Annotated in this window: 17 protein-coding genes; 11 read left to right on the forward strand and 6 right to left on the reverse strand. The window is 30.7% G+C overall.

Annotated features, from left to right (window positions below; genetic code table 11):
* Nucleotide 1 precedes the first annotated feature (1 nt).
* Entirely contained in the window at nucleotides 2–1,153 is a 1,152-nt protein-coding gene (locus V8G56_RS05360; RefSeq protein ID WP_395437403.1) for a helix-turn-helix domain-containing protein, read from the reverse strand.
* Nucleotides 1,154–1,359: 206 nt separating this feature from the next.
* Between V8G56_RS05360 and V8G56_RS05365 the strand changes: the two genes are divergently transcribed.
* Nucleotides 1,360–2,142: an SDR family NAD(P)-dependent oxidoreductase gene (locus V8G56_RS05365; RefSeq protein WP_395437404.1), complete on the forward strand. Its 783-nt coding sequence runs from the start codon at nucleotides 1,360–1,362 to the stop codon at nucleotides 2,140–2,142.
* 180 nt (nucleotides 2,143–2,322) lie between these two features.
* Complete coding sequence (locus V8G56_RS05370; protein ID WP_395437405.1) at nucleotides 2,323–3,057, forward strand: slipin family protein; 735 nt, start codon at nucleotides 2,323–2,325, stop codon at nucleotides 3,055–3,057.
* A 164-nt stretch (nucleotides 3,058–3,221) separates the two neighbouring features.
* Here the strand turns inward: V8G56_RS05370 and kdsA are convergent, their stop codons facing one another.
* Nucleotides 3,222–4,040: a 3-deoxy-8-phosphooctulonate synthase gene (kdsA, locus tag V8G56_RS05375; RefSeq protein WP_395437406.1), complete on the reverse strand. Its 819-nt coding sequence runs from the start codon at nucleotides 4,038–4,040 to the stop codon at nucleotides 3,222–3,224.
* Between the two features lie 275 nt (nucleotides 4,041–4,315).
* Between kdsA and typA the strand changes: the two genes are divergently transcribed.
* The 5 genes from typA to V8G56_RS05400 all read left to right on the forward strand — a co-directional run bounded on the left by typA (nucleotide 4,316) and on the right by V8G56_RS05400 (nucleotide 11,914).
* Entirely contained in the window at nucleotides 4,316–6,115 is a 1,800-nt protein-coding gene (gene typA / locus V8G56_RS05380) for a translational GTPase TypA (protein ID WP_395437407.1), read from the forward strand.
* Nucleotides 6,116–6,539: 424 nt separating this feature from the next.
* The gene (locus V8G56_RS05385; RefSeq protein WP_395437408.1) at nucleotides 6,540–7,835 is read left to right on the forward strand and encodes an O-antigen translocase; all 1,296 of its coding nucleotides are present in this window, start codon (nucleotides 6,540–6,542) and stop codon (nucleotides 7,833–7,835) included.
* Nucleotides 7,836–7,897: 62 nt separating this feature from the next.
* On the forward strand, nucleotides 7,898–9,163 hold the full coding sequence (locus tag V8G56_RS05390) for an O-antigen translocase (RefSeq protein WP_395437409.1): 1,266 nt from the start codon (nucleotides 7,898–7,900) through the stop codon (nucleotides 9,161–9,163).
* 319 nt (nucleotides 9,164–9,482) lie between these two features.
* Nucleotides 9,483–10,796, forward strand: a complete 1,314-nt coding sequence (locus tag V8G56_RS05395; protein WP_395437410.1) for a phosphoethanolamine transferase — start codon at nucleotides 9,483–9,485, stop codon at nucleotides 10,794–10,796.
* 47 nt (nucleotides 10,797–10,843) lie between these two features.
* A complete protein-coding gene (locus tag V8G56_RS05400; protein WP_395437411.1) occupies nucleotides 10,844–11,914 on the forward strand; it encodes a glycosyltransferase in 1,071 nt (356 codons plus the stop codon).
* 8 nt (nucleotides 11,915–11,922) lie between these two features.
* On the opposite strand, the gene V8G56_RS05405 is transcribed toward V8G56_RS05400, so the two are convergent.
* Genes V8G56_RS05405 through V8G56_RS05415 form a run of 3 tightly spaced genes read right to left on the reverse strand, consistent with a single transcriptional unit; the run spans nucleotide 11,923 to nucleotide 14,398 of the window.
* On the reverse strand, nucleotides 11,923–12,858 hold the full coding sequence (locus V8G56_RS05405; protein WP_395437412.1) for a glycosyltransferase family 2 protein: 936 nt from the start codon (nucleotides 12,856–12,858) through the stop codon (nucleotides 11,923–11,925).
* Nucleotides 12,855–13,712 (reverse strand): glycosyltransferase family 2 protein, encoded by an 858-nt coding sequence (locus V8G56_RS05410; RefSeq protein WP_395437413.1) that lies wholly within the window; start codon nucleotides 13,710–13,712, stop codon nucleotides 12,855–12,857. Before V8G56_RS05410 ends, V8G56_RS05405 begins: the two co-directional genes overlap by 4 nt.
* 2 nt (nucleotides 13,713–13,714) lie before the next feature.
* Complete coding sequence (locus V8G56_RS05415; protein ID WP_395437414.1) at nucleotides 13,715–14,398, reverse strand: cell division ATP-binding protein FtsE; 684 nt, start codon at nucleotides 14,396–14,398, stop codon at nucleotides 13,715–13,717.
* A 202-nt stretch (nucleotides 14,399–14,600) separates the two neighbouring features.
* On the opposite strand from V8G56_RS05415, the gene V8G56_RS05420 reads away from it, so the two are divergent.
* From V8G56_RS05420 to V8G56_RS05430, 3 genes are all read left to right on the forward strand, one after another.
* The gene (locus tag V8G56_RS05420; RefSeq protein WP_395437415.1) at nucleotides 14,601–17,621 is read left to right on the forward strand and encodes a tetratricopeptide repeat protein; all 3,021 of its coding nucleotides are present in this window, start codon (nucleotides 14,601–14,603) and stop codon (nucleotides 17,619–17,621) included.
* 40 nt (nucleotides 17,622–17,661) lie between these two features.
* Nucleotides 17,662–19,383: a TonB-dependent receptor gene (locus tag V8G56_RS05425; protein WP_395437416.1), complete on the forward strand. Its 1,722-nt coding sequence runs from the start codon at nucleotides 17,662–17,664 to the stop codon at nucleotides 19,381–19,383.
* Between the two features lie 81 nt (nucleotides 19,384–19,464).
* Complete coding sequence (locus V8G56_RS05430) at nucleotides 19,465–21,120, forward strand: amidohydrolase (RefSeq protein WP_395437417.1); 1,656 nt, start codon at nucleotides 19,465–19,467, stop codon at nucleotides 21,118–21,120.
* Here the strand turns inward: V8G56_RS05430 and V8G56_RS05435 are convergent.
* The gene (locus V8G56_RS05435) at nucleotides 21,093–21,794 is read right to left on the reverse strand and encodes a class I SAM-dependent methyltransferase (RefSeq protein ID WP_395437418.1); all 702 of its coding nucleotides are present in this window, start codon (nucleotides 21,792–21,794) and stop codon (nucleotides 21,093–21,095) included. The genes V8G56_RS05430 and V8G56_RS05435 overlap by 28 nt on opposite strands.
* A gap of 21 nt (nucleotides 21,795–21,815) precedes the next feature.
* Between V8G56_RS05435 and V8G56_RS05440 the strand changes: the two genes are divergently transcribed.
* Nucleotides 21,816–22,307, forward strand: coding sequence for a YkgJ family cysteine cluster protein (locus V8G56_RS05440; RefSeq protein ID WP_395437419.1), 492 nt, complete (start codon nucleotides 21,816–21,818; stop codon nucleotides 22,305–22,307).
* The last annotated feature ends 16 nt before the right edge of the window (nucleotides 22,308–22,323 follow it).

The following is a 22,323-nucleotide window of genomic DNA, read 5'->3' on the forward strand; positions in this document are numbered from 1 at the left end:
TCTATAAATTATTAAAAGCCCTTTTTCTAAATTGAGTAGGCGTGAGTTTAGTATATTTTTTAAAAGCCGTATTAAATGAAGATTTAGAATTAAAACCAACCTTATATAAAATTTCAAGAATTGTTAACTCATTTTTCTCTGGATCCTTTAAAATATCCATAGCTTTTCTAATACGATAGCCATTTATAAAATCAAAAAAATGTTGGTTTAATTGATGGTTAATTAAAATAGACAGATCTTTGGTTTCAAAATTAATTTGTTTAGATAGATCTTCAATAGTTAATGTGGCATTTAAATAAGGTTTCTCTTCTACCATATGTTTTTTAAGAGCAACTATTATTGGAGACTCAATGCTGTCTTCTTCTCTTATTTGTTGACCTTCTTGAACAATACTTTTTACCAATTGCAAATTTGAGTTGACACCTCTAAATATCTCTGGTGAGTGCATTACTTTAAGCACAAACCAACACATAAAACCTAAGGCAATAAAGGATACTGTTATTTTTGTATAGAAGAGGATGTTTTCTAGATGTAAAAAAAGAAACATATTTTTAAATGTAGCGATAAAAGCTATAACTGCAAATAGAAAAACTAGTTGATATAGCCATTTATAATTAAATAAGCTGGCGTTTGAGTAGTTTTCAAGTAAAAGTGTTTTATATTTTTTAATCAGTATAAAACTCATAATAAAATAAACAAAAATTTGGATATGTACAATTATGTATGAAAGTCTAATTTCAATCGTTTCACGGAAGTCGATTGCATTTAAAAAAGCCCATTTTGCATCAAAATCAACAGCATAAAAGCGAGGAGTTAACACTATTGTATTAAGAATCCAGGCAGTAAGATGGAATAAATGAATCTTTTTAAACTTAAAATCTGCATATACCACGGATTGAATATATAAATAAAGCAGTGGTAGCTTAAAATCAACGGTAGAATTAATCATCATACCCCAACCCGGAAATTTAGGATATATTAAGAAATGGGCAAACAAACCACTTGAATCTTGGGCATTTACTATTAAAAATAATGCTAGAATTATATTGCTTGTCTTATTTTTTGTTTTAGCTGTTAATAGAAAAATGACCAAAAGCCATGAAACAAACACAATAATTAAACTTATAAAATTTTGTAATGATAATGATTCCATGTGTTATGGACTTCTTTTTTATAGTGTTGTTACAAATATAGTTATTTAGTTAAATTGAAATATGATAAATAAATGATTGGTTGCTATTAGATATGTTAGCAAGTGTTTTCTTTAATTATTCTTTAGCTTATGCACGAATGCTTAAGGAAGTTAATTGAAAAGCTTAACTTTATACCTTATACTTATTCTCAAATTTATTTCAAAGTATGGTTAAAACGGCATTGATAACTGGAGCAGCTTCAGGATTGGGCTATGAGTTATCATTATTGTTAGCTCAAGATTCTTATAATTTAATTTTAGTTGATATTGATTTTGATAAACTGCATTTAGTAAAACAGGAAATTAATAAAGCAAACAACTGTAAGGTAGATGTTCTTGTCAAAGATTTAAGTATGCCCAATGTTGCTGTTGAAATATTTGAAGCTATAAAAAACGTGAGTATTGATGTTTTAATTAATAATGCCGGTTTTGGATTATTTGGACCATTTAATAACACAGAATGGCACCGAGAGTTAGATATGATTCATGTGCATGTTATAACCAGTACACATTTAACTAAATTATTACTTGAAGGCATGATAAAAAGGGGTTCGGGTAAAATTCTAAATATTTCATCTTTAGCTGCTTTTCAGCCCGGTCCGCTCATGGCCATTTATTATGCTTCTAAATCTTATTTATTATCATTTTCTGAAGCCATTGCGAATGAACTGAAAGGAACTGGTGTAACGGTTACGGTGTTGTGTCCTGGACCTACTAAAACAGCCTTTCAAGAAGTTGTTTCAGAATCAGCAGCCGATAATAAAATTGGCTTTAATATGGCATGTCCTTCAGAGGTGGCACTTTATGGTTATGAGGCCATGCAAAAAGGAAAAACAGTAGCTATTCCTGGATTCCTTAATAAATTTTTAGCAAGTTTACATCGCTTTGTTTCCAGAGATATGGCTACAACAATTGTTAGAAACCTTCAGGAAAAGAACAGAAAAGCATAATAGCGCGTTCTGTTTTTTAAAAATGATTCTCAAAATTTAAAAAGGCAGATTTAAATAACTTTTAACGTTGGTTTTAAATAGTAACTTACTATAGATCAATATGACAAATGTCATTGTTTACTTCATAAAAAAGAGTGATATTATAAAACCTTTTATTTAGTAAATTAAAAAATATATGTCATGTTTCCACCTTTAATACTTTTTGTTATTTTTTCCGTTTTTCTATTATCTGGAATTCGCATTATTTTTGAATATAAACGGGCGTTAAAATTTAGGTTTGGTAAATACGTTGAAACATTACAACCGGGCTTTAGATGGATTATTCCATTGGTGGATACCATTCAAATAGTAGATATTAGGGTGATCACAATAAATATAGTATCTCAAGAAGTCATGACTGAGGACAATGTGCCATGTAGCATTGATGGTGTGGTGTTTTTTAAAGTGACTGATCCCGAAATGGCCGTACTTGAAGTTGAAGAGTACAATTTTGCTATTACGCAGTTATCTCAGGCTGCTTTGCGCGATGTTTGTGGAAAGGTTGAGTTAGATACCATTTTGTCAAAGCGGGAAGAGATGGGTAAAAATATTAAGAAGATCGTTGAAGTTGAAACTAAGGGTTGGGGCATTGAGATTATTGATGTAAAGATTAAAGATATTCAGTTGCCGGAAAACATGAAAAGAATGATGGCCAATCAGGCGGAAGCAGAACGGTCTAGACGTGCCCGAATAATATTAGCACTAGCTGAAGAACAAGCTGCCGGAAATTTATTAGCAGCTGGTAAACTTATAGATCAATCACCATCAGCAATAAAATTAAGATTGTATCAAACCTTATCTCATATTGCTGCAGAAAAGAACTCTACGATATTATTCCCATTCCCTGAGGAGGCATTACCCAGAAATAAAAATTAACTAGCGTTTCACTTAAATTATGAAAAGACCTCGTACAGAGAGCATCCATCTTAAATAAAAGAAATGCTTTAGCAATCAGAAATGAAATAGCCAATTTATTGAAAATGATGAAAAAAGTACAACCAAAACAGGTTTCTGACTGGTAGTTATTGTTATAAAAAAAATTAGAGTGAATTAATCGTTTTTCTTATGCTCACTAAATTAGTTAAGAGTTTTTCTAAATAATCAAGATGTAACATATTCGCTCCATCACTTTTGGCATTGGCAGGATCAAAATGCGTTTCAATAAATAAACCGTCTACATGATTAACCACGCCAGCTCTGGCAATAGTTTCAATCATGTCTGGTCTGCCTCCAGTTACACCACTCATCTGATTAGGTTGCTGCAAGGAATGGGTTACATCCAGAACGGTAGGCGCATAGGCCCTCATGGTTGGGATGCCTCTAAAATCAACAATCATGTCTTGATAGCCAAACATGGTACCTCTATCAGTGATCCATGCTTTATCATTACCAGCGTCTTTTACTTTTTGTACGGCATGTTTCATGCTTTCGGGACTCATGAATTGCCCTTTTTTAAGGTTCACCACTTTTCCGGTTTTGGCAGCAGCTACCACTAAATCTGTTTGTCGAACTAAAAACGCGGGAATTTGCAACACATCAACATATTCTGCAGCCAAAGCGGCATCAGAAATTTCATGAATGTCAGTGACCGTTGGAATATCAAAAGTCTTAGAAACTTTTTGAAGTATTTTTAAGGCTTTTTCATCTCCAATTCCTGTAAAACTATCAATTCTACTGCGGTTAGCTTTTTTAAAACTCCCCTTGAATACGTATGGAATTTGAAGTGAATCTGTTATTTTTACTACTTTTTCGGCGATCCTTAAAGCCATATCTTCTCCTTCAATAGCACATGGGCCACATAACAAGAAAAAGTTATTGGAATTGGTGTATTTTAATTTTGGGACATCATTAAGTGTCATAAATAAGAGGGTTTCTGATTATTTCTGAGCAAAGATACTATTAAAACTTAATTATTAGGTAATATGTATTATGCGAAAATGGATTTGGGTTTTTGATTGTATTAGCGATAGAAACGGCATCCTTTCTGGTTTTAATATGTTAAAAACAAGAAAGATACAGTGGATAGCACGCCCTTTTTTTAATAGATAAAAAAAGGGAATACCCAAAATAATAGTAATGTATAATTTATCCATTATTTATAATTACCTTTGCACGCTTAAAATAAGGCACTATTATGGCTAATATAAAAAACATTGCAATCATTGCGCACGTAGATCACGGTAAAACCACCTTGGTTGATAAAATCATGTATCACTGTCATTTATTTCGTGACAATGAAAATACAGGTGATTTAATTCTTGATAACAATGATTTGGAACGTGAAAGAGGTATTACCATTACTTCAAAAAACGTTTCGGTGATATATAAGGACACAAAAATTAATATCATAGATACCCCAGGTCACGCCGATTTTGGTGGTGAAGTGGAACGTGTACTAAATATGGCTGATGGTGTTTTATTATTAGTTGATGCCTTTGAAGGACCTATGCCACAAACCCGATTTGTATTGCAGAAAGCCATTGATTTAGGTTTAAAGCCATGTGTGGTTATAAATAAAGTGGATAAAGAAAACTGTACCCCGGAAGAGGTGCATGAGTCTGTTTTTGATTTAATGTTTGAATTGGGTGCTGAAGAATGGCAGTTAGATTTCCCTACTGTTTATGGGTCTGCAAAGCATAACTGGATGAGTGATGACTGGAAGAAACCAACAACAAATATCGAGCCTTTATTAGATATGGTCATTGCGCATATCCCTTCTCCAAAAATTGATGAAGGATCTACGCAAATGCTCATCACTTCATTAGATTATTCATCTTTTACAGGTAGAATTGCCATTGGTCGTTTACAACGTGGTGAATTGAGAACAGGTATGAACATTTCTTTAGTTAAAAGAGATGGTAAAATCACAAAATCTAAAATTAAAGAACTTCATATTTTTGAAGGATTAGGTCGTAAAAAAGTAGAATCGGTTCAAGCTGGAGATATATGTGCCTTAGTAGGATTAGAAGGTTTTGAAATTGGTGATACAGTTGCTGATTTTGAAAATCCTGAGGCTTTAAAAACGATTGCCATAGATGAACCAACCATGAGCATGTTGTTCACAATTAATGATTCACCCTTTTTTGGGAAAGACGGAAAATTTGTTACTTCTCGTCATATAAAAGAACGATTATATAAAGAGCTTGAGAAAAACTTGGCATTGCGCTTAAGTGAAACGGAGAGTGCTGATAAGTTTATAGTTTTTGGCAGAGGTGTATTGCATTTATCTGTTTTAATTGAAACGATGAGACGCGAAGGATATGAAATGCAGATTGGTCAGCCACAGGTTATCATCAAAGAAATTAATGGTGTGAAATGTGAGCCAATTGAAGAAATGACTATTGATTTACCGGAAGAAGTATCGGGTAAAGCAATTGAAATGGTTTCTTTAAGAAAAGGGGAAATGTTGAGTATGGAGGCCAAAGGTGATCGAATGATTTGTAAATTCATGATTCCATCAAGAGGCATTATAGGGTTGCGTAATAATTTATTGACTGCAACTGCTGGTGAGGCTATTATGGCGCATCGTTATAAAGAATACCAACCCTTAAAAGGAGGTATTCCTGAGCGTCAAAATGGAAGTTTGGTGTCTATGGAAAAAGGTCAAGCGATTCCTTACTCCATTGATAAATTACAAGATAGAGGCAAGTTTTTTGTAGATCCAGGAGAAGATATTTATGAAGGTCAGGTTATTGGTGAGAATTCACGTGGTGACGATATGACTGTGAATGTTACCAAAACGAAAAAATTAAGTAACGTGCGTTCTTCTGGTGCAGATGATAAGGCGAAAATTGTTCCTGCTATTAAATTTTCATTAGAAGAAGCTTTGGAATATATTCAAAAAGATGAATACGTTGAGGTGACACCTAAACATTTGCGTTTGCGTAAAATATACTTAACTGAAGTTGAAAGGAAACGTAAAAAAAGCGTTTAAATTCTAAGAGCCCAACTATAAAATATGGATGTGTTTGGAATTTCAATAACTGAATGGGTTGGTTATTTGGCTATGACAACGGTGCTGATTTCTTTTTTAATGAAATCAGTAGTGAAACTGCGAATAGTGAACTCTCTGGGATGCTTAGTTTTTGTGCTTTATGGTTTTTTACTTGAACCTTTATCAAAACCCATTATTATTACCAATACCATAATTTTTGGGATTAATATTTACTATTTATTTTTTAAGAAAAATTAGTTTCTTTAATTTGTTTCAAAATATAGATCATAGGCCTTTTTAAAGGAAGCTGCTTGAAATGATTTTGTATATTTGGACTAATTGAAAAAAATATAATTTTTTAGATTTCATACAATTTTTGTAGTGAATATCTGTTTTCTCCATAATTAATAAATAATTATATTAATTGAAGAAATTAATAGCTTACATAAACAAAAATGTTTTAGTTAGAGTGACGTCTTTACAAACGGTATCTTTATTGACTAAAATAATTGCGGGAATTTTAACTTCAAAAGCTATTGCTATTTTTATTGGAGCTGAGGGCTTAGCCTTAATTGGTAATTTAAGGAATTTTGTAAGTTCATTTCAAACTATTTCTATTTTAGGGTTTTATAATGGCGCGGTAAAATATTTTGCTGAGTTTAAAGATAACACTGTTAGGTTAAGTAAAGCGCTATCTACGGTGTTTTACCTTGGTTTTATTGCTACAATTTCAGTCTCATTTTTTTGTTATTTTAATGCTCAGAGTATTAATGATATCATTTTTCCAACGTATAATAATTATCCATACGTCATAAAAATTTTCGCAATTGTTCTGCCTTTTTATGCATTGAATATGTTTTCCTTTTCAATAATGAACGGGTTTTCAAATTACAAGATGCTTATTGTGATAAATATAATAGGTCAAATTTTGGTTGTAGCCATTACGTTATTATTAATATATCAAAATAAAATCCAAGGGGCCTTAATTTCTGTGGCCATTTCAGAATCGCTGATTTGTTTAATCACCTTAGTGGCCATTATAAACAGGCGTAGTTTAGTTGGTTTAATTTCAGTAAAACAAATAAGTTTTAGCTTTTTAAAAAAAATGAGTTCTTATACCGTGATGGCATTGTTTTCAGCTGTCATTTTACCGCTGGTCTTATTGGCTATTCGTAATTATATTATTGATAATATTGGTTATAAGGATGCGGGCTTTTGGGAAGCTATGACTAGAATTTCAAAATATTATTTAATGCTGGTTAGTTCGCTAATGGCGCTTTATATTTTGCCCAGATTTAGTGAAATTGATGGTATTAAAGAGTTTAGAAGGGAAGTTTTTAGTTTTTACAAAACGGTTATGCCACTTTTTGGGTTAGGTTTGATTCTTATTTACTTTTTAAAACCTTACATAGTACAAGGTGTATTTTCAAATGAATTTCAACCTGTGGAAGATCTATTTTTATGGCAATTATTAGGCGATTTTGTAAAGGTTTTATCTCTTGTTATTGCCTATCAGTTTTTAGCAAAAAAAATGTTTTGGCATTATATAGTCACAGAAGCGTTTTTAGTTATTATAATGTATTTAACAAGTATCTACTTTATCGATTTATATGGTGTTAAAGGTGCTGTTATGGCCCATTTTGTTAGTTATTTGCTATATTATGGCGTTGTTTTATTAATATTCGGTAGTTCGCTTTTTGGGGTTGAAACTGAAAGATAGATTTATAATAAAAATATTATCCACCATCATTATTGAATATACCTGGTTATATAAAGAATAATTTGTTATTTAAGATTGCATCAGCTAATGCCTTTTTAGTTGCGGTAAGAATGGGTTTTTCTTTATTTACACAAAAAATATTTGCAATATATATTGGAGCTGATGGAATCGCTCAAGTTGGTGATTTAAAAAATATTATAAGTTTTCTTGATCAATTTTCAATTTTGGGAACTTCCAATGGGTTGGTGAAATATATTTCTGAAAACAAGGATGACAAGAAACAACTCAATCGTCTGTTTTCAACAACTTTTATTTTTGCCGCAATAGCTAGTTTCTTCTCTTTTATAATTTTGTTTTTTGGTTCAGGATTATTAAATGATTTAGTCTTTGGAACGGACAACAAATATGAGTACATTTTTAAAATTCTTTCATTTTTAATTCCTTTCATTGGAATAAATGCCATTTTGGGCTCCTTAATAAACAGCCTGTCGAATTATAAATTATACTCAAGATTAAATTTATTTGCAATAATAGTAAGCACGATAGTGATAGTGTGTTTAACCATGATTAATGGAATCAGCGGAGCTTTGTTAGCCATTTGTTTAATTCCAATAATACAATTCTTAAGCTATCTTATTTTCTTTTTAAAGGAGAGTATGGTATATATTAATTTATCTAAAATATTCTCAAGTTTTAGTTTTAAAAATAAATTATTATCATACAGTTTTATGACTATAATTGTCGTTTTTTTTATTAATACCACTGATGTTTTTATTAGAAATTTGATTGAAAAAACCGTGAGTAAATCTGATGCAGGTTACTGGACAGCCATGACCTCTGTGTCTAAAATTTATATGCAGTTTTTAGCGGCCATTTTTCCGTTGTATATTTTGCCTAAATATTCAAATATCAAAAATACTTTTGAATTTAGGAAAGAAGTCATGATGATATATAAAATGTTACTTCCCCTAATTATTATAGGTATGCTACTGGTATATTTATTTAGAATATTTTTAATTAAGTCCCTTTATACTGAAGACTTCTTAGCTATGTCCAATTTGTTTAGATGGCAACTTGTAGGTGATTTTATAAAATTTGTTGCCATAGTTCTTTCTTATCAATTTTTGGCAAAAAGACAAATTGGATATTTTGTTTTTACAGAGCTATTATCAGTGTTTTTGTTTTATGTTTTTTCCGTTTATTTTATTAATATTTATGGGACAGAAGGGGTTGTTATTGCACATTTTGTAAGATATATTTTATATTTATTAGTGGTCATTTACATTATGAGAAATAGTTTTTATGGAGAAAACCGAGAATTCAAATAATTAGATAAAATTGAATGTAGTTTTGTACAATATGAGAGTATTTTTAAAAATATTTTTGAAGTTTGGTTTACTTATTTTATTAGTATTCTTCTTTGAATTAGTTTTTGAAGGAATTAGCCTGAGGATTCTATATGTTGTAATAGAAAACATTTTATTTGCTTTAGCGATTATTTGTCCTCTGTATTTTATAAGTAGGAAGAATCTATTTAAATATTATTTAATTTTTGCTTATTTGGTTTTTTCTATTTTTCTTTATTTAGAAACAGTTTATTATTATCTCTTTAAATCATTTTTTAGTTCATCGGCTATTTTTATTGCCATGGAATCTAACACTAATGAAATCAAAGAGTTTACTAGTTCATATTTAGATGCACAAATTATTGTTTTGACTGTTTTATTTTTAATAGTAGCAATAATTTCAATAATATTTATAAGAAGGGAATGCCATAAAGCTTTGTTGACCTCAAAAAAGCACAAATTTAGAATATTAGCTGCGCTGGTGGCCATATTCATTTTTTTAAAAGTATCTACTTTAATTAGTTTTAACCTTCCCTACTTAGTAATTAAATCAAGTATTGAATATTATTTGGATTCCAAAAAGTTTAGTGATTATAGAATCAATAAAAATGGAGCTTTTAAAAATGTGTCTCGAGAATCTAATATAAGTAAGCAGGAAGTATATATAATTATTATTGGGGAATCTACGTCTAGGTCTCATATGGGAATTTATAATTATTATAGAAATACCACCCCACTGCTTGAAGAAATTAAGAAAGAAATGATTATCTATAATAATGTGATTAGTCCTCATACATATACAATTGCTTCTCTAACAAAAGGGTTGACTTTAGGTAATTTTGAAAATACAGAGATTAAATACAAGGGTTCTATTATTCAGTTGTTAAATCAAGCAAATTTTAAAACTTACTGGATTTCAAACCAGCGGCCCATTGGCGTATTTGATACACAGGTAACTAAAATTGGTTTAGGTGCAGACAAGTCATTTTTTTTAAATTCAAAGCACACCAATGAAACAACTAATTTTGATCAAGACCTCATAGATCAGTTAAAGAAAGTGTTTTTAGAAGAAGGAGATAAGAAGGTTATTTTTTTGCAGATGATTGGTGCTCATATTGATTATAGTAAAAGATATCCAAAAGAGTACAATCATTTTAAAAATACCCCAAGAACTAAATTTAATAACAAGGAAGTCTTTAAAAAAATTAATTCTTATGATAACGCCATAAGGTATTCAGATTATGTTATTAGAGAAGTTATTGAATTAACTAAAAAACTTTCAGTAAGTAGCTTTGTTTTTTATTTTTCAGATCATGGCGAAGAAGTTTATGATGACATAGATTTTTTTGGACATTCAGCAGATCAGATAATAACCAGAAATATTTATGAAATCCCCATGTTTGTGTGGCTTTCAGAAGATTTTAAGCACCATAAAGACATCTCAATTAATAAAGAAGTAAAGTATATGATTGATGATATATTTCATAGCATTGCAGATTTATGTCAGGTAAGAAGTACGGAAGTGGATTCAACACGAAGTATTTTTAGTGAACATTTTAAAGAGCGGAAACGAATAATAAGGGACACAATTGATTATGACACTTTTTTTAAATAATTTTTTCATAATTCTATTTTTCTAATTTTTTTATATAAAAACAAATTATGGAAAGAATTTGCATTGTTACTACATCATTAGGTGCCGGAGGCGCGGAACGATTCAGTGCTTCACTTTCAATAATTCTATCTGCCTTAAATTATGATGTTCATATTCTGAGTACTAAAAATCTAATTGAATATGAATTTAAAGGGACCTTATTTAATTTGGAAGAAAAATTAAAAGGGGATCGTTCTAATTACAAAAAATTAAAAATTTTAAAACGATATTTTCAAGATCATGCCTTTGATGTAATTATTGATAATAGACCAAGGAGCCAGTTTTTTAAAGAATTTGTACTTTATAATTATGTGTTTAAGGCGAAAAGGATAATCTCCATAGTGCATAGCTATTATTTATTAAATTATTTACCAGAATCCATTTTTTTGGCAAAGTTACTTTATAGGAAAAATTTTAAATTAATAGCTGTCAGTAAAGAAATTCAATCGGCGATTATTTCAAAATATGGGTTTAATAATTGTACTCAAATTTACAATCCAGTTGATATAGAAGACATCACAAATAAATCGAATAAAAAGATTAAAATAAAAGATAACTATATATTGTTTTATGGGAGAATTGATGATGCTGTTAAAAATTTTGAACTGCTCTTTCAGGCATATAAAAAGTCTATTTTGATAGGTAGAGGAATTAAATTATACATGATAGGAGATGGGAAGGATACTTTTAAAGTAAAAAAAACGGTTAAAGATTTGCAAATTGAGGATAGTGTAAAATTCATATCTTTTCTCAAAAATCCATTTCCATATGTTAAAAACGCAAAATTTTGTACTCTAACGAGCAGATATGAAGGTTTTCCAATGGTTTTAATAGAATCTTTGGCTTGTGGAACTCCGGTGATTTCTGTTAACTGTAAATCTGGCCCTCAAGAAGTTATTCAACATAAATTTAATGGTCTTTTAGTAGAAAATTATAATCCAAATGTTTTATCAGAAGCCTTTAATCTTTTTGTAGAAAACGAATCACTATACACTCAATGTAAAATAAATGCGACTGGTAGCGTCAATCAATTTTCAATAAAAAAGATTTCTAAAGACTGGAAAAATCTACTAAATTGATTTTTGAATTATTTAAAAGCAGTGACATAGATTTTTCTGTTTATCAGGAAACATTGAAACCTTTTTATAAGTTTTAGTCCAAAAGCAGGTATGTTAATAAGGAATTTTTGTTTTATGTTTAAATTTTTATAATCAATTTCGTTTTTTAACTTTCTATATAGCTTTTTTTCATTATTTATTTTACATCTTAAAGCTACAGCATACCTATTAACATCTAAATATTTTTTTAAAGAAGGGTTTTGTTGTTCTTCTGTATTGAAGTTAGAAATATAATTATATCTATCTAAATTATAATCACTTTTAGAAAGGCTTGAATCATCATAATTATTATAGACCATTGTTATAGTTGGATTAAACACTACTTTGTATTGAAGCGCAAATCTAATCCATAAATCAAGGTCTTGCCCAGTTCTTAAACTAGTATCATAAGCTCCGAGTTTAACAAATGAAGATTTTAAAAAAGCCGTAGATGACGATGACGGAATATAATTAATAATATTAGCATCAAAAAAATCTGGTATTTCTAAATGATCTGAGCCATAACTAAAATTAAAATTTGCTTTTATAACAAAATTATCATTAAGTTTAATTTCATAATTATTGCAAAACAAGCCTGCATTTGGAAAAGAATTAATTAAGCTCTTTAATTCTAAAAGATGATTTTTGTGCCAAATGTCATCTGCATCTAAAGGGGCGATGTATTTGCCTTTTGCAGTTTCTATTGCTTTATTTCTAGCTACTGAAGCTCCTAGATTTTTTTGTTTTATAAGAGTAATTTTTGAATCTGTAAATTGAGATGCAAGTTTTAAGCTGTCATCGGTACTTCCATCATCAACTATTATAATTTCAAAATCATTAAATGATTGATTTAGAACACTTTTAATAGTTTCTTCAATATAGTCTTCCTTATTATATAAAGGAATTATTACAGAAAAAAAAGTCATTTATCCTTTGTTTTAATTAAACAATAGTAGCCCAGCCGGTAGAAATCATATACACTCAATAATAAAAATTTAGAACAAAGATTCCTTTTTAAAATTGGGTTTATCAATTTAAAGCAAAATGCAGTAATCTTAACAAATTTTATTTTATCTATAATGCTATAATATTTTAAAATATTTGATTGCGTTTTATCTAATTTTTTACTTTCTGCAAGTAATTTAAGATTTTGAATGGCAAACTCAGTTTTCTTTAAAAAGGTTAAACAATCATCTGTGCAGTCATGAATTACTGGATTATTAAAAGAAAATACTTCAATATTATTTTTTCTTAATGTTTCAAAAAAGAGTACATCTTCATATCCATATTGTATTAAAGATTCATCAAACGTTATATTTAGTACTACTTTTTTTTTAATCATAAAATTTGAAGAACATAATGTGTTTTGTTCTCTTTTTTTTGTGTAAATCCAGCGCAGTTTATACTTTGATTCTGGCTCTTTTTCTATATAAGTCATGCCACCACTTGAAGCTTCTTTTGCCATAAAAGGGATGTAATCCTTTACAAAAGTGTCTTTTTTTGGAAATGTACCCGCATCAATAAATAAAAGATTTTCATATTGAGCTTCTTTGGCAAGTAAGTTTCTAATGGCACTTCTGCCAATATTTAAAGGCAACACTTTAAATTTGCAATAATTTAATTGGTTTATTGAGTCGTTTTTAGAATTAATTTCTGCTTTTGATCCATCATCCAAACATATAATTTCAAAATCAATTTCTGCTTTTGTTGCTTGCTTATGAAGCTCATGAACTAAATAAGTAATGTCATAATTATATGTAGGGATTAAGACAGAAAGCATATTTAAACTCTTCTCTGAACTACTTCAAAAACTTGATTTTCATCACATTTCAGCGTTTTACTTGGATATTTTAAAAGCAAGGCATAGTCATGCGTAGCCATTAAAATAGTATTACCATGTTTATTGATGTCTTGCAAAACCTCCATCACCTCAATACTAGTTTGCGGATCAAGATTTCCAGTTGGTTCATCGGCTAGGATGAGTTCCGGATTATTCAATAAAGCTCTAGCAATGGCAATGCGCTGCTGCTCGCCACCAGAAAGTTCATGAGGGTATTTAAAGCCTTTAGTTTTCATACCTACCTTGTTTAAAACTTCTTCAACTCGCTTATTCATTTCACTTTTATCTTTCCAACCAGTAGCCTTTAAAACAAACAATAAATTATCGTTAATAGTTCTGTCCGTCAGTAATTTAAAATCTTGAAATACAATCCCTAATTTTCTTCTCAAAAACGGAATATCTTTATCTTTTAGGTTTTTTAAATTATGACCCACAATATGTCCTTCTCCTTCGGTAAGTATTAAATCCCCATAAAGGATTTTCATAAAACTACTTTTCCCGGATCCGGTTTTTCCTATCAAATAAACAAATTCGCCTTTATTGATTTCTACGTTAACATTCGAAAGCACCAAATTATCGCCTTGTGAAATAGAAGCATCTTTTAATTGTAATATAGGATTGGACATGGGCATAAGATAAATTTACATCTGTAAATGTATCACTAAAAAGTCAAAACCTAAAAACTGATCAGTAAAACTTTAGCTATAATTTAAGCATAATTATCTTTATTTAAGTTTTAATAACTCGGTTTATAATTATAATGCGATTCTTACGTTATAAGATTTAGATTAATTTATCTTTGATTTTTAAATTAAAACCACAATTTTAATGACTTTTAAAAACATTGTTTTCTTTGGTGTTGCAACAATCATTAGCTTTCAATTAAGCGCACAACAATCAGAAATTTTTACTAATGATTTGGCAGATTATCAAAAAGCATTAACGCTTTATAACAATCAGCAATATTTAGCTTCTCAATCATTGTTTGAATCTATTGAAAAAACATCGAAGGAAGATGCTTTACAGTCAGATTGTGCTTATTACATTGCCAATTGCGCAGTCAGATTAAACCAACAAAATGCTGATAAATTAATTGAAGACTTTGTAAAAAAATATCCAACAAGTACTAAATGCAATACGGCTTATGTTGATGTAGGCGATTATTATTATGAAAATTCAAAATATGCTTATGCCCGTAAATGGTATGCAAAGGTGAATGAAGAAGCTTTGTCTGGTAGGGAAATTGATAAATTTAATTTTAATAATGGGTATTCAGCATTTGCATCCAAGCAAAATAAAGACGCTAAAAAGTATTTGAGTCGTGTTGAAAACTCCAAAGAATATGGTTCTCAAGCGAAATATTATATTGGTTTCATGGCTTATGAAGGCGATGATTATACTCAGGCTAATGCCTATTTTGAGCAGGTAAGCGATCAAGAAAAGTACAAGGAAAAGCTGTCTTATTATCAGGCCGATCTTAATTTTAAATTAGGAAAATTTGAAAAGGCTATTGAATTAGCAAAAGAAAGACTTGAGGTAAGTGATAGTAATGAAGTTTCTGAACTCTCAAAAATTATAGGCGAAAGTTATTTTAATTTAGAAAAATATGCTGAAGCTATTCCTTATTTAAATCAATACAAAGGTAAAAATGGGAAATGGAATAACACTGATTTTTACCAATTAGGATATGCCTATTATAAACAAAAGGATTATGAAAAGGCTATTTCAGAATTCAATAAAATAGTTGGAGGAAAAGATGCCACTGCACAAAATGCCTATTATCATTTAGGCGAAAGTTATATTAATCTTAATAAAAAACAAGAAGCACTAAATGCTTTTAGAAACGCATCACAAATGAGTTTTGATTTAAAAATTCAGGAAGATGCTTGGTTAAATTATGCTAAGATTAGTTATGAAATTGGAAATCCCTATCAATCAGCCTCTCAGGTTTTGTCAGATTATGTCGCTAAGTATCCAAATTCAACCCACAAGGAAGAATTGGAAACTCTTTTAATAGATAGTTATATAACCTCAAAAAATTATGTTGAAGCTTTAAAATTATTAGAAGGAAAAAGAAGTTTTGAAAATAAGGTTGCTTATCAGAAAGTTGCTTTTTATAGAGGAATTGAAATTTACAACGAGGGCAAATATGTAGATGCACGAGTGCTTTTTAGTCAATCCTTGAAAGAACCGAGAAATGATAAATATACCTCTAGAGCTACTTTTTGGAAAGCAGAAACAGAATATAATCTGACTAATTATGAAGAGGCATTAATTGGTTTCAAGCAATTTGAACAGCAAGCCGTTTCTAGGTCAACACCAGAATTTAAGAATTTAGATTATAATTTAGGATACACCTATTTTAAACTAAAAAACTATGAACCAGCCATTCGCTATTTTAATCAATTTATAGCTGGTAAAAAGGATGATAAAGTTAGATTGAATGATGCTTATTTGCGTTTAGGAGATTCGTATTTTGTATCAAGTGATTATAGTAAAGCCATTTCGGCGTACAACAATGCAAATAAGCTCAATGAGATAGATTCTGATTATGCTTTTTTTCAAAAGGCAATAAGTGCAGGTTATATTGGACAGGATGCAAAAAAGATTTCTGAATTGGAGCAGTTTATCTCTGAATATAAAAGTTCTAAACTCAGGGATGACGCCATGTATGAATTAGGTAATTCTTATGTAAAAGCGAATCAAACAGATAAGGCCTTACATATGTATAATCGTTTAAATGACGAATATAGAATGAGTTCATTCGTGTCAAAGTCCTTATTACGCCAAGGGTTGGTGTATTATAATTCAAGTCAAAATGAACAAGCTTTAATTAAATTTAAAAAAGTAGCTGTTGATTTCCCCAATACACCAGAAGCGGCTCAAGCAGTTTCTACTGCGCGTTTAATTTATATTGATTTAGGTCGTGTTAATGATTACGCCACCTGGGTGAAAACACTTGGTTATGTAGAAGTATCCGATTCAGATTTAGATAATGCTACTTATGAAGCAGCAGAGAAACAATATTTAGATAGTAATACTGAAAAGGCCATTACTCAATTTAACAATTATATTAATCAATTCTCAAATGGATTGCATGCTTTACAGGCTCATTTTTATTTAGCGCAATTGTATTATAAAAATGATTTGGGTTCAAATGCAGCTTCTCATTATAAATATGTGGTTGAAGCTTCTCAAAACGAGTTTACAGAAGAGGCGTTACTGCGTTTATCACAATTTTATTTGGAAGGTAAAAACTATAAAGAATCCATGCCATTATTGTTAAGATTAGAGAAAGAAGCCAATTTTCCTCAAAATGTAGTATTTGCACAGTCTAATTTAATGAAGGCTAATTATCAATTAGAGAAATATAAAGAAGCCGTGACTTATGCTGAAAAAGTGTTATCAAATGTAAAAATTGATAACAAAATTGAGGCAGATGCCCATATTATAATGGCCCGTTCCGCTATGAAAACAGGTGATGAAATTAAAGCCAAAAGAAATTATGAAAAAGTTGAAAAAGTGGCTACAGGTGAAATGGCTGCTGAAGCGTTATATTATAATGCCTATTTTAAAAACAAAGAAGGAAAATATGAAGCCTCTAATACGACAGTTCAAAAATTAGCTAAAGATTTTTCAGGGTATAAATTTTACAGCGCTAAAGGGTTAGTTCTTATGGCTAAGAATTTTTATGCTCTTAAGGATGCCTATCAAGCAACTTATATCTTACAGAGTGTCATTGAAAACTTTAAAGAATTTGAAGAAGTAGTGTCTGAAGCCCAATCAGAATTAAATAGTATAAAGGCTGAAGAATCAAAAACAAATGCCTCTATTAAAACTAAAGATTAATTTTTTCATCAATCATAAATCAAATCAAACAACAAAACCTATGCGCAAGCACTTGAATAAAATAATATTAACCGTTTTAGCATTCAGTTCTACACTTGTGTTTTCTCAAGAAAAGGACACTATTGGTACTGGTGTTATTAATGTTGTAAAACCCTATACACCAACAATTTCAGATGCCTTTAAGGTTAAGGAAGTTCCCTCAATTGATGACGAAGAAACAAGTACTAAAAAGGAAATAAAATATAATATCTTCTCTTTTCCGGTCGCATCAACATTTACGCCGGCAAAAGGAAAAGCTGCTATTGTTGAGAAAGATAAACCTTCAAAATTATTCGATAATTATGCTTCTGTGGGCGTTGGAACTTATACCTCCATTTTAGGTGAAGTTTATTTGAATCACGCTATCAGCCGGTCGCAAAGTGTTGGTGGTTATTTTAGGCATCATTCTTCACAAGGGGGTATTCCAGATTTACTTTTAGATGATAATTTTTCAGATTCAAAGGTCAATGTAAATTATGCCAATAGGTTAAGAGATTTAACATGGACTGCTGAAGGGGGTTTTCAACAACAACAATTTAACTGGTATGGATTGCCACAGGCTATGGTTGACGAAGCAAGTACTAATAATATTAAAGGCGGCCATTCGTTTTTTGGAGCTCATTTTGGGAGTGATGTCACTTTTGAAAACACGTATATTAATTCAGGAAGTTTCTTATTCAGACGTTTTGGTGATAATCAAGGTTCGGGAGAAAACAGATTTGTTGTAAAATCGACTTTTGATATTCCTGTTAACCAAGAAGAAATTTCAACCGATGTTGTTTTTGATTATTTAGGGGGTTCTTTTGATAGAAATTATATGACGGCTGATGAATTAAAATATGCTAATTTTCAAATTGGAGTAACGTCAAAGTATGAATTTAAACAGGATGATTTAAGTATCTCTTTAGGGCTGTCATTGTTTTATTTAAATGATAACGAAGCTAGTGAGAGTAATTTTTATATTTATCCTAATGTGACCGCTTCCTATAGGTTGGTCAATGATATTTTAATAGCTTATGGGGGCATAAAAGGAGGATTAATTCAAAACTCCTATTATGATTTTGCTTCTGAAAATCCATTTGTTTCACCAACCTTAATTATTAAACCAACAGATCAATTGTATAATGCTTACGTTGGTTTACAAGGTAAAGTATCAAGTAACATGAGTTATAATATAAGTGGGAAATATGTAGCAGATAGGAATAAGGCCCTTTTTATAAATAATGAAATTACTGCTACTTCTCAAAACTATTCCTACGGAAACTCGTTTGGAATTGTTTATGATGATGTAGATACTTTTAGTTTTGCCGGAGAAATAAATGTAGATGTTAATAGAAATTTTAAATTGGGAATTAAAGCTGAATATTTCAGCTATGCCACAGGTGCGCAAAACGAAGCATGGAATTTGCCGGATATGAAAGGGTCTCTGTTCTTAGATTATCAAATAGATGAGCATTGGTTTACGGGTGCTAATTTATTTTATACAGGAGAAAGAAAAGATCAGTTCTATCTGAATAATCCTTTAATTGCTTCAACACCATTTACGGTAACACTTGAGAGTTTTTTTGATGCCAATTTGCATTTGGGCTATCACGTTAATGAGCAATTATCCATATATGCAAAGGGCAATAATTTAGCTAATAAAGGTTATGAGCGCTGGCAAAATTTTCCAGTGCAGAGTATTCAGTTTTTAGCCGGGGCGACCTATAAGTTTGATTTTTAATCTGCTAAATCTTAAAGAATAATAAGAAGCGTTCAATTTTGAACGCTTTTTGTATTTTTACATCAATTCAATAAATATAAAATGAAAAAGTATCTTTTAATTTTTGTTGTCATTGCAATAGTCTCCTGTAAGAAAAAAATTGAAGTGGATTCAATTTATGTAAACGCCAATGTCTATACTGTAAATTCAAATTTTGAAAAAGCAGAAGCATTTGCTATTAAAGATGGAAAATTTGTTGAAGTTGGCAATGCTAAGGATATTCAAGGAAAGTATTTTTCAAAGAATGTTACGGATGTGGATGGACAAACTATTGTTCCAGGATTTATAGATGCCCATTGCCATTTTTTAAGTTTAGGGCAGTTACAACAGCGGGTTAATTTAGTCGGTACTTTGAGTTTTGAGGAGGTTGTTAACCGAGTTGTTGAATTTCAAGAAAAATATAATTTGCCACAAATTAAGGGCAGAGGTTGGGATCAAAATGATTGGGAGAATAAGGAAATGCCGTCAAAAACACTATTAGATAATTTATTTCCAGACACTCCTATTGCTTTAACCCGTATAGATGGACATGCTGTTTTATGCAATCAAGCAGCTTTAGATTTGGGTAAAGTAACTATTGATAGTAAAATTGACGGTGGTGAAGTTGTTATTAAAAACGGTGAATTGACCGGTGTTTTAATAGATAATGCAGAGCAATTAATTGAAAAAAACTGGCCAAAGGCAACCTCTATGGAACTCATAGATGCTTTATTGAAAGCTCAGGATATTTGTTTAAGTAATGGTCTCACATCATTGTCTGATGCCGGCCCCGATATTTTTACATCCCCATGGATTGAAACAATAAATGTTATCGATAGCTTACAAAAATCCGAAGATTTAAAGATTAGATTATATATGATGGTTCCCGGAACTGAACAAAACCTAAATTATTTTTTGGATAAAGGAATTATTAAAACGAATAAACTTAATGTTCGTTCCTTTAAATTTTATGCTGATGGTGCTTTAGGTTCACGTGGCGCGTTATTAAGAAATCCATATCATGATAATAATCATTCATTTGGGCTTCCGGTAATGTCAGCTGAGGATATTAAATCAGGCGCCATGAGAATCGCTAATTCAGAATATCAAATGAATACCCATGCTATTGGAGATTCAGCCAATCATGCCGTGTTGAATATTTACAAAAATGTTTTGGAAGGTAAAGAGGGCAGACGTTGGAGAATAGAACATGCTCAAGTAATCTCTCCAGACGATTTTGAGTTATTTAGCGATATTATACCTTCGGTGCAACCAACACATGCCACCAGTGATATGTATTGGGCAGAAGATAGATTAGGTCATGACCGTATCAAAGGCGCTTATGCCTTTAAAGATTTATTAAATAAATATGGAAAAGTAGCTTTAGGAACTGATTTCCCTGTGGAACAGGTGAGTCCGTTTTTAACCTTTTATGCCGCAGTTTCTAGACAGGATTTAAAAGGATATCCAAAAGAGGGGTTTCAAAAGGAAAATGCGTTGACCAGAGAAGAAACCTTAAAAGGCATGACTATTTGGGCGGCTTATTCAAACTTTGAAGAACATGAAAAAGGAAGTATAGAAGCAGGCAAATTTGCAGATTTCATAATTCTGGATAAAAATATTATGGAAGCTCCTGAAGATGAAATACCAAACATAAAAGTAATAAATACAGTTATAGATGGTCAATCTGTTTATGGTAAAGACAACTTAGCTAAATAATCAAAATGGTCCCCTTCTAAAATAAGTTCACAGCTGAGTCCAATGGTTTCACAAGCTAATTTCAAAGTGTCAAAATCTAAGTATAGCCATTTCATAGGGGTTTCTTTTTCGCCTTTATAACTTAAAAAATAATCAAGTTCTCCATAGTAATTGGCATGTGCATCAATCCAGAATCCACCATCATCATCTTCATACATGTATTTAATATCTGAAGAGTCTATTAAAATTTGTCCTTGCGGATTGAGTAATGATTTTAAATGGGTTAGGTATTTTGAAACCTGAGACAATTCTTGAAAAATACCGGTGCCATTCATGAGGAGTAAAATAGTATCAAAGGTTTCTGTTTCATTCAGAATATTTTTTACTTCTACATTTTTTAAACCTCTCAGTTTACATACTTCAATGGCGCCTTTTGAGATATCAATGCTTTTTAATTGAAACCCTTTTTCTTGAAGATATAAACTATGACTTCCCGCGCCACAACCGACATCAAGAATTGATCCTTTTACTAATTTTATGGCTTTTTGCTCAAGTTTTGGCATGTCCTTGAAGTCTCTGAAAAGATAGGAGATTGGAAGGATATCATCATCAGAAATATTTGTAGAGGTAATGATATCTTCAGTAAATTCACCTTTTTGAAAATCTAAAAGCGCTTGCCCAAATAAATCCTTCATTAAAAATAGTATTTTTGCGCCATGCAAGACTTTATAAATAATCTCCCTAAGCTGGCCAAAGATAAGCATAACGAAAACAAAAAATTCTTTGATAAGCTAAAAAAGAAAACACCAAAGAATTTGGATTATATCATGCAGGAGTTACATGAACAGGAATTTGAACGTACCGATTGTTTGAAATGTGCCAATTGCTGTAAAACTACAGGTCCATTATTTACTGATAAAGATATTGAGCGGATTTCAAAACATTTTAAGTTGAAGCCACAGCAATTTATAAGTCAGTATTTGCGCATGGATGAGGAGAATGATTATGTGTTACAAAATGTGCCCTGTGCCTTTTTAAGTGCTGATAATTATTGCTCAATTTATGAAGTAAGACCCAAGGCTTGTAGTGAGTTTCCTCATACCGACAGAAAAAAGTTTCAACAAATATCAAACCTTACATTGAAAAATGTGGCTATTTGCCCGGCGGCCTTTAATATCGTTGAAGAGATGAAGAAGTTGATAAAGTGAACTATTATTTTTGTTA

Origin of the sequence: Gaetbulibacter aquiaggeris, assembly GCF_044003965.1 — a bacterium.
Lineage (GTDB): Bacteria > Bacteroidota > Bacteroidia > Flavobacteriales > Flavobacteriaceae > Yeosuana > Yeosuana aquiaggeris.

Bases quoted from the DNA above. Each gene is read 5' to 3' on its own strand.
- V8G56_RS05360 (WP_395437403.1), bottom strand. From the start codon at position 1,153: ATGGAATCATTATCATTACAAAATTTTATAAGTTTAATTATTGTGTTT.
- V8G56_RS05365 (WP_395437404.1), top strand. From the start codon at position 1,360: ATGGTTAAAACGGCATTGATAACTGGAGCAGCTTCAGGATTGGGCTAT.
- V8G56_RS05370 (WP_395437405.1), top strand. From the start codon at position 2,323: ATGTTTCCACCTTTAATACTTTTTGTTATTTTTTCCGTTTTTCTATTA.
- kdsA (WP_395437406.1), bottom strand. From the start codon at position 4,040: ATGACACTTAATGATGTCCCAAAATTAAAATACACCAATTCCAATAAC.
- typA (WP_395437407.1), top strand. From the start codon at position 4,316: ATGGCTAATATAAAAAACATTGCAATCATTGCGCACGTAGATCACGGT.
- V8G56_RS05395 (WP_395437410.1), top strand. From the start codon at position 9,483: ATGGAATCTAACACTAATGAAATCAAAGAGTTTACTAGTTCATATTTA.
- V8G56_RS05400 (WP_395437411.1), top strand. From the start codon at position 10,844: ATGGAAAGAATTTGCATTGTTACTACATCATTAGGTGCCGGAGGCGCG.
- V8G56_RS05405 (WP_395437412.1), bottom strand. From the start codon at position 12,858: ATGACTTTTTTTTCTGTAATAATTCCTTTATATAATAAGGAAGACTAT.
- V8G56_RS05410 (WP_395437413.1), bottom strand. From the start codon at position 13,712: ATGCTTTCTGTCTTAATCCCTACATATAATTATGACATTACTTATTTA.
- V8G56_RS05415 (WP_395437414.1), bottom strand. From the start codon at position 14,398: ATGTCCAATCCTATATTACAATTAAAAGATGCTTCTATTTCACAAGGC.
- V8G56_RS05420 (WP_395437415.1), top strand. From the start codon at position 14,601: ATGACTTTTAAAAACATTGTTTTCTTTGGTGTTGCAACAATCATTAGC.
- V8G56_RS05425 (WP_395437416.1), top strand. From the start codon at position 17,662: ATGCGCAAGCACTTGAATAAAATAATATTAACCGTTTTAGCATTCAGT.
- V8G56_RS05430 (WP_395437417.1), top strand. From the start codon at position 19,465: ATGAAAAAGTATCTTTTAATTTTTGTTGTCATTGCAATAGTCTCCTGT.
- V8G56_RS05435 (WP_395437418.1), bottom strand. From the start codon at position 21,794: ATGAAGGATTTATTTGGGCAAGCGCTTTTAGATTTTCAAAAAGGTGAA.
- V8G56_RS05440 (WP_395437419.1), top strand. From the start codon at position 21,816: ATGCAAGACTTTATAAATAATCTCCCTAAGCTGGCCAAAGATAAGCAT.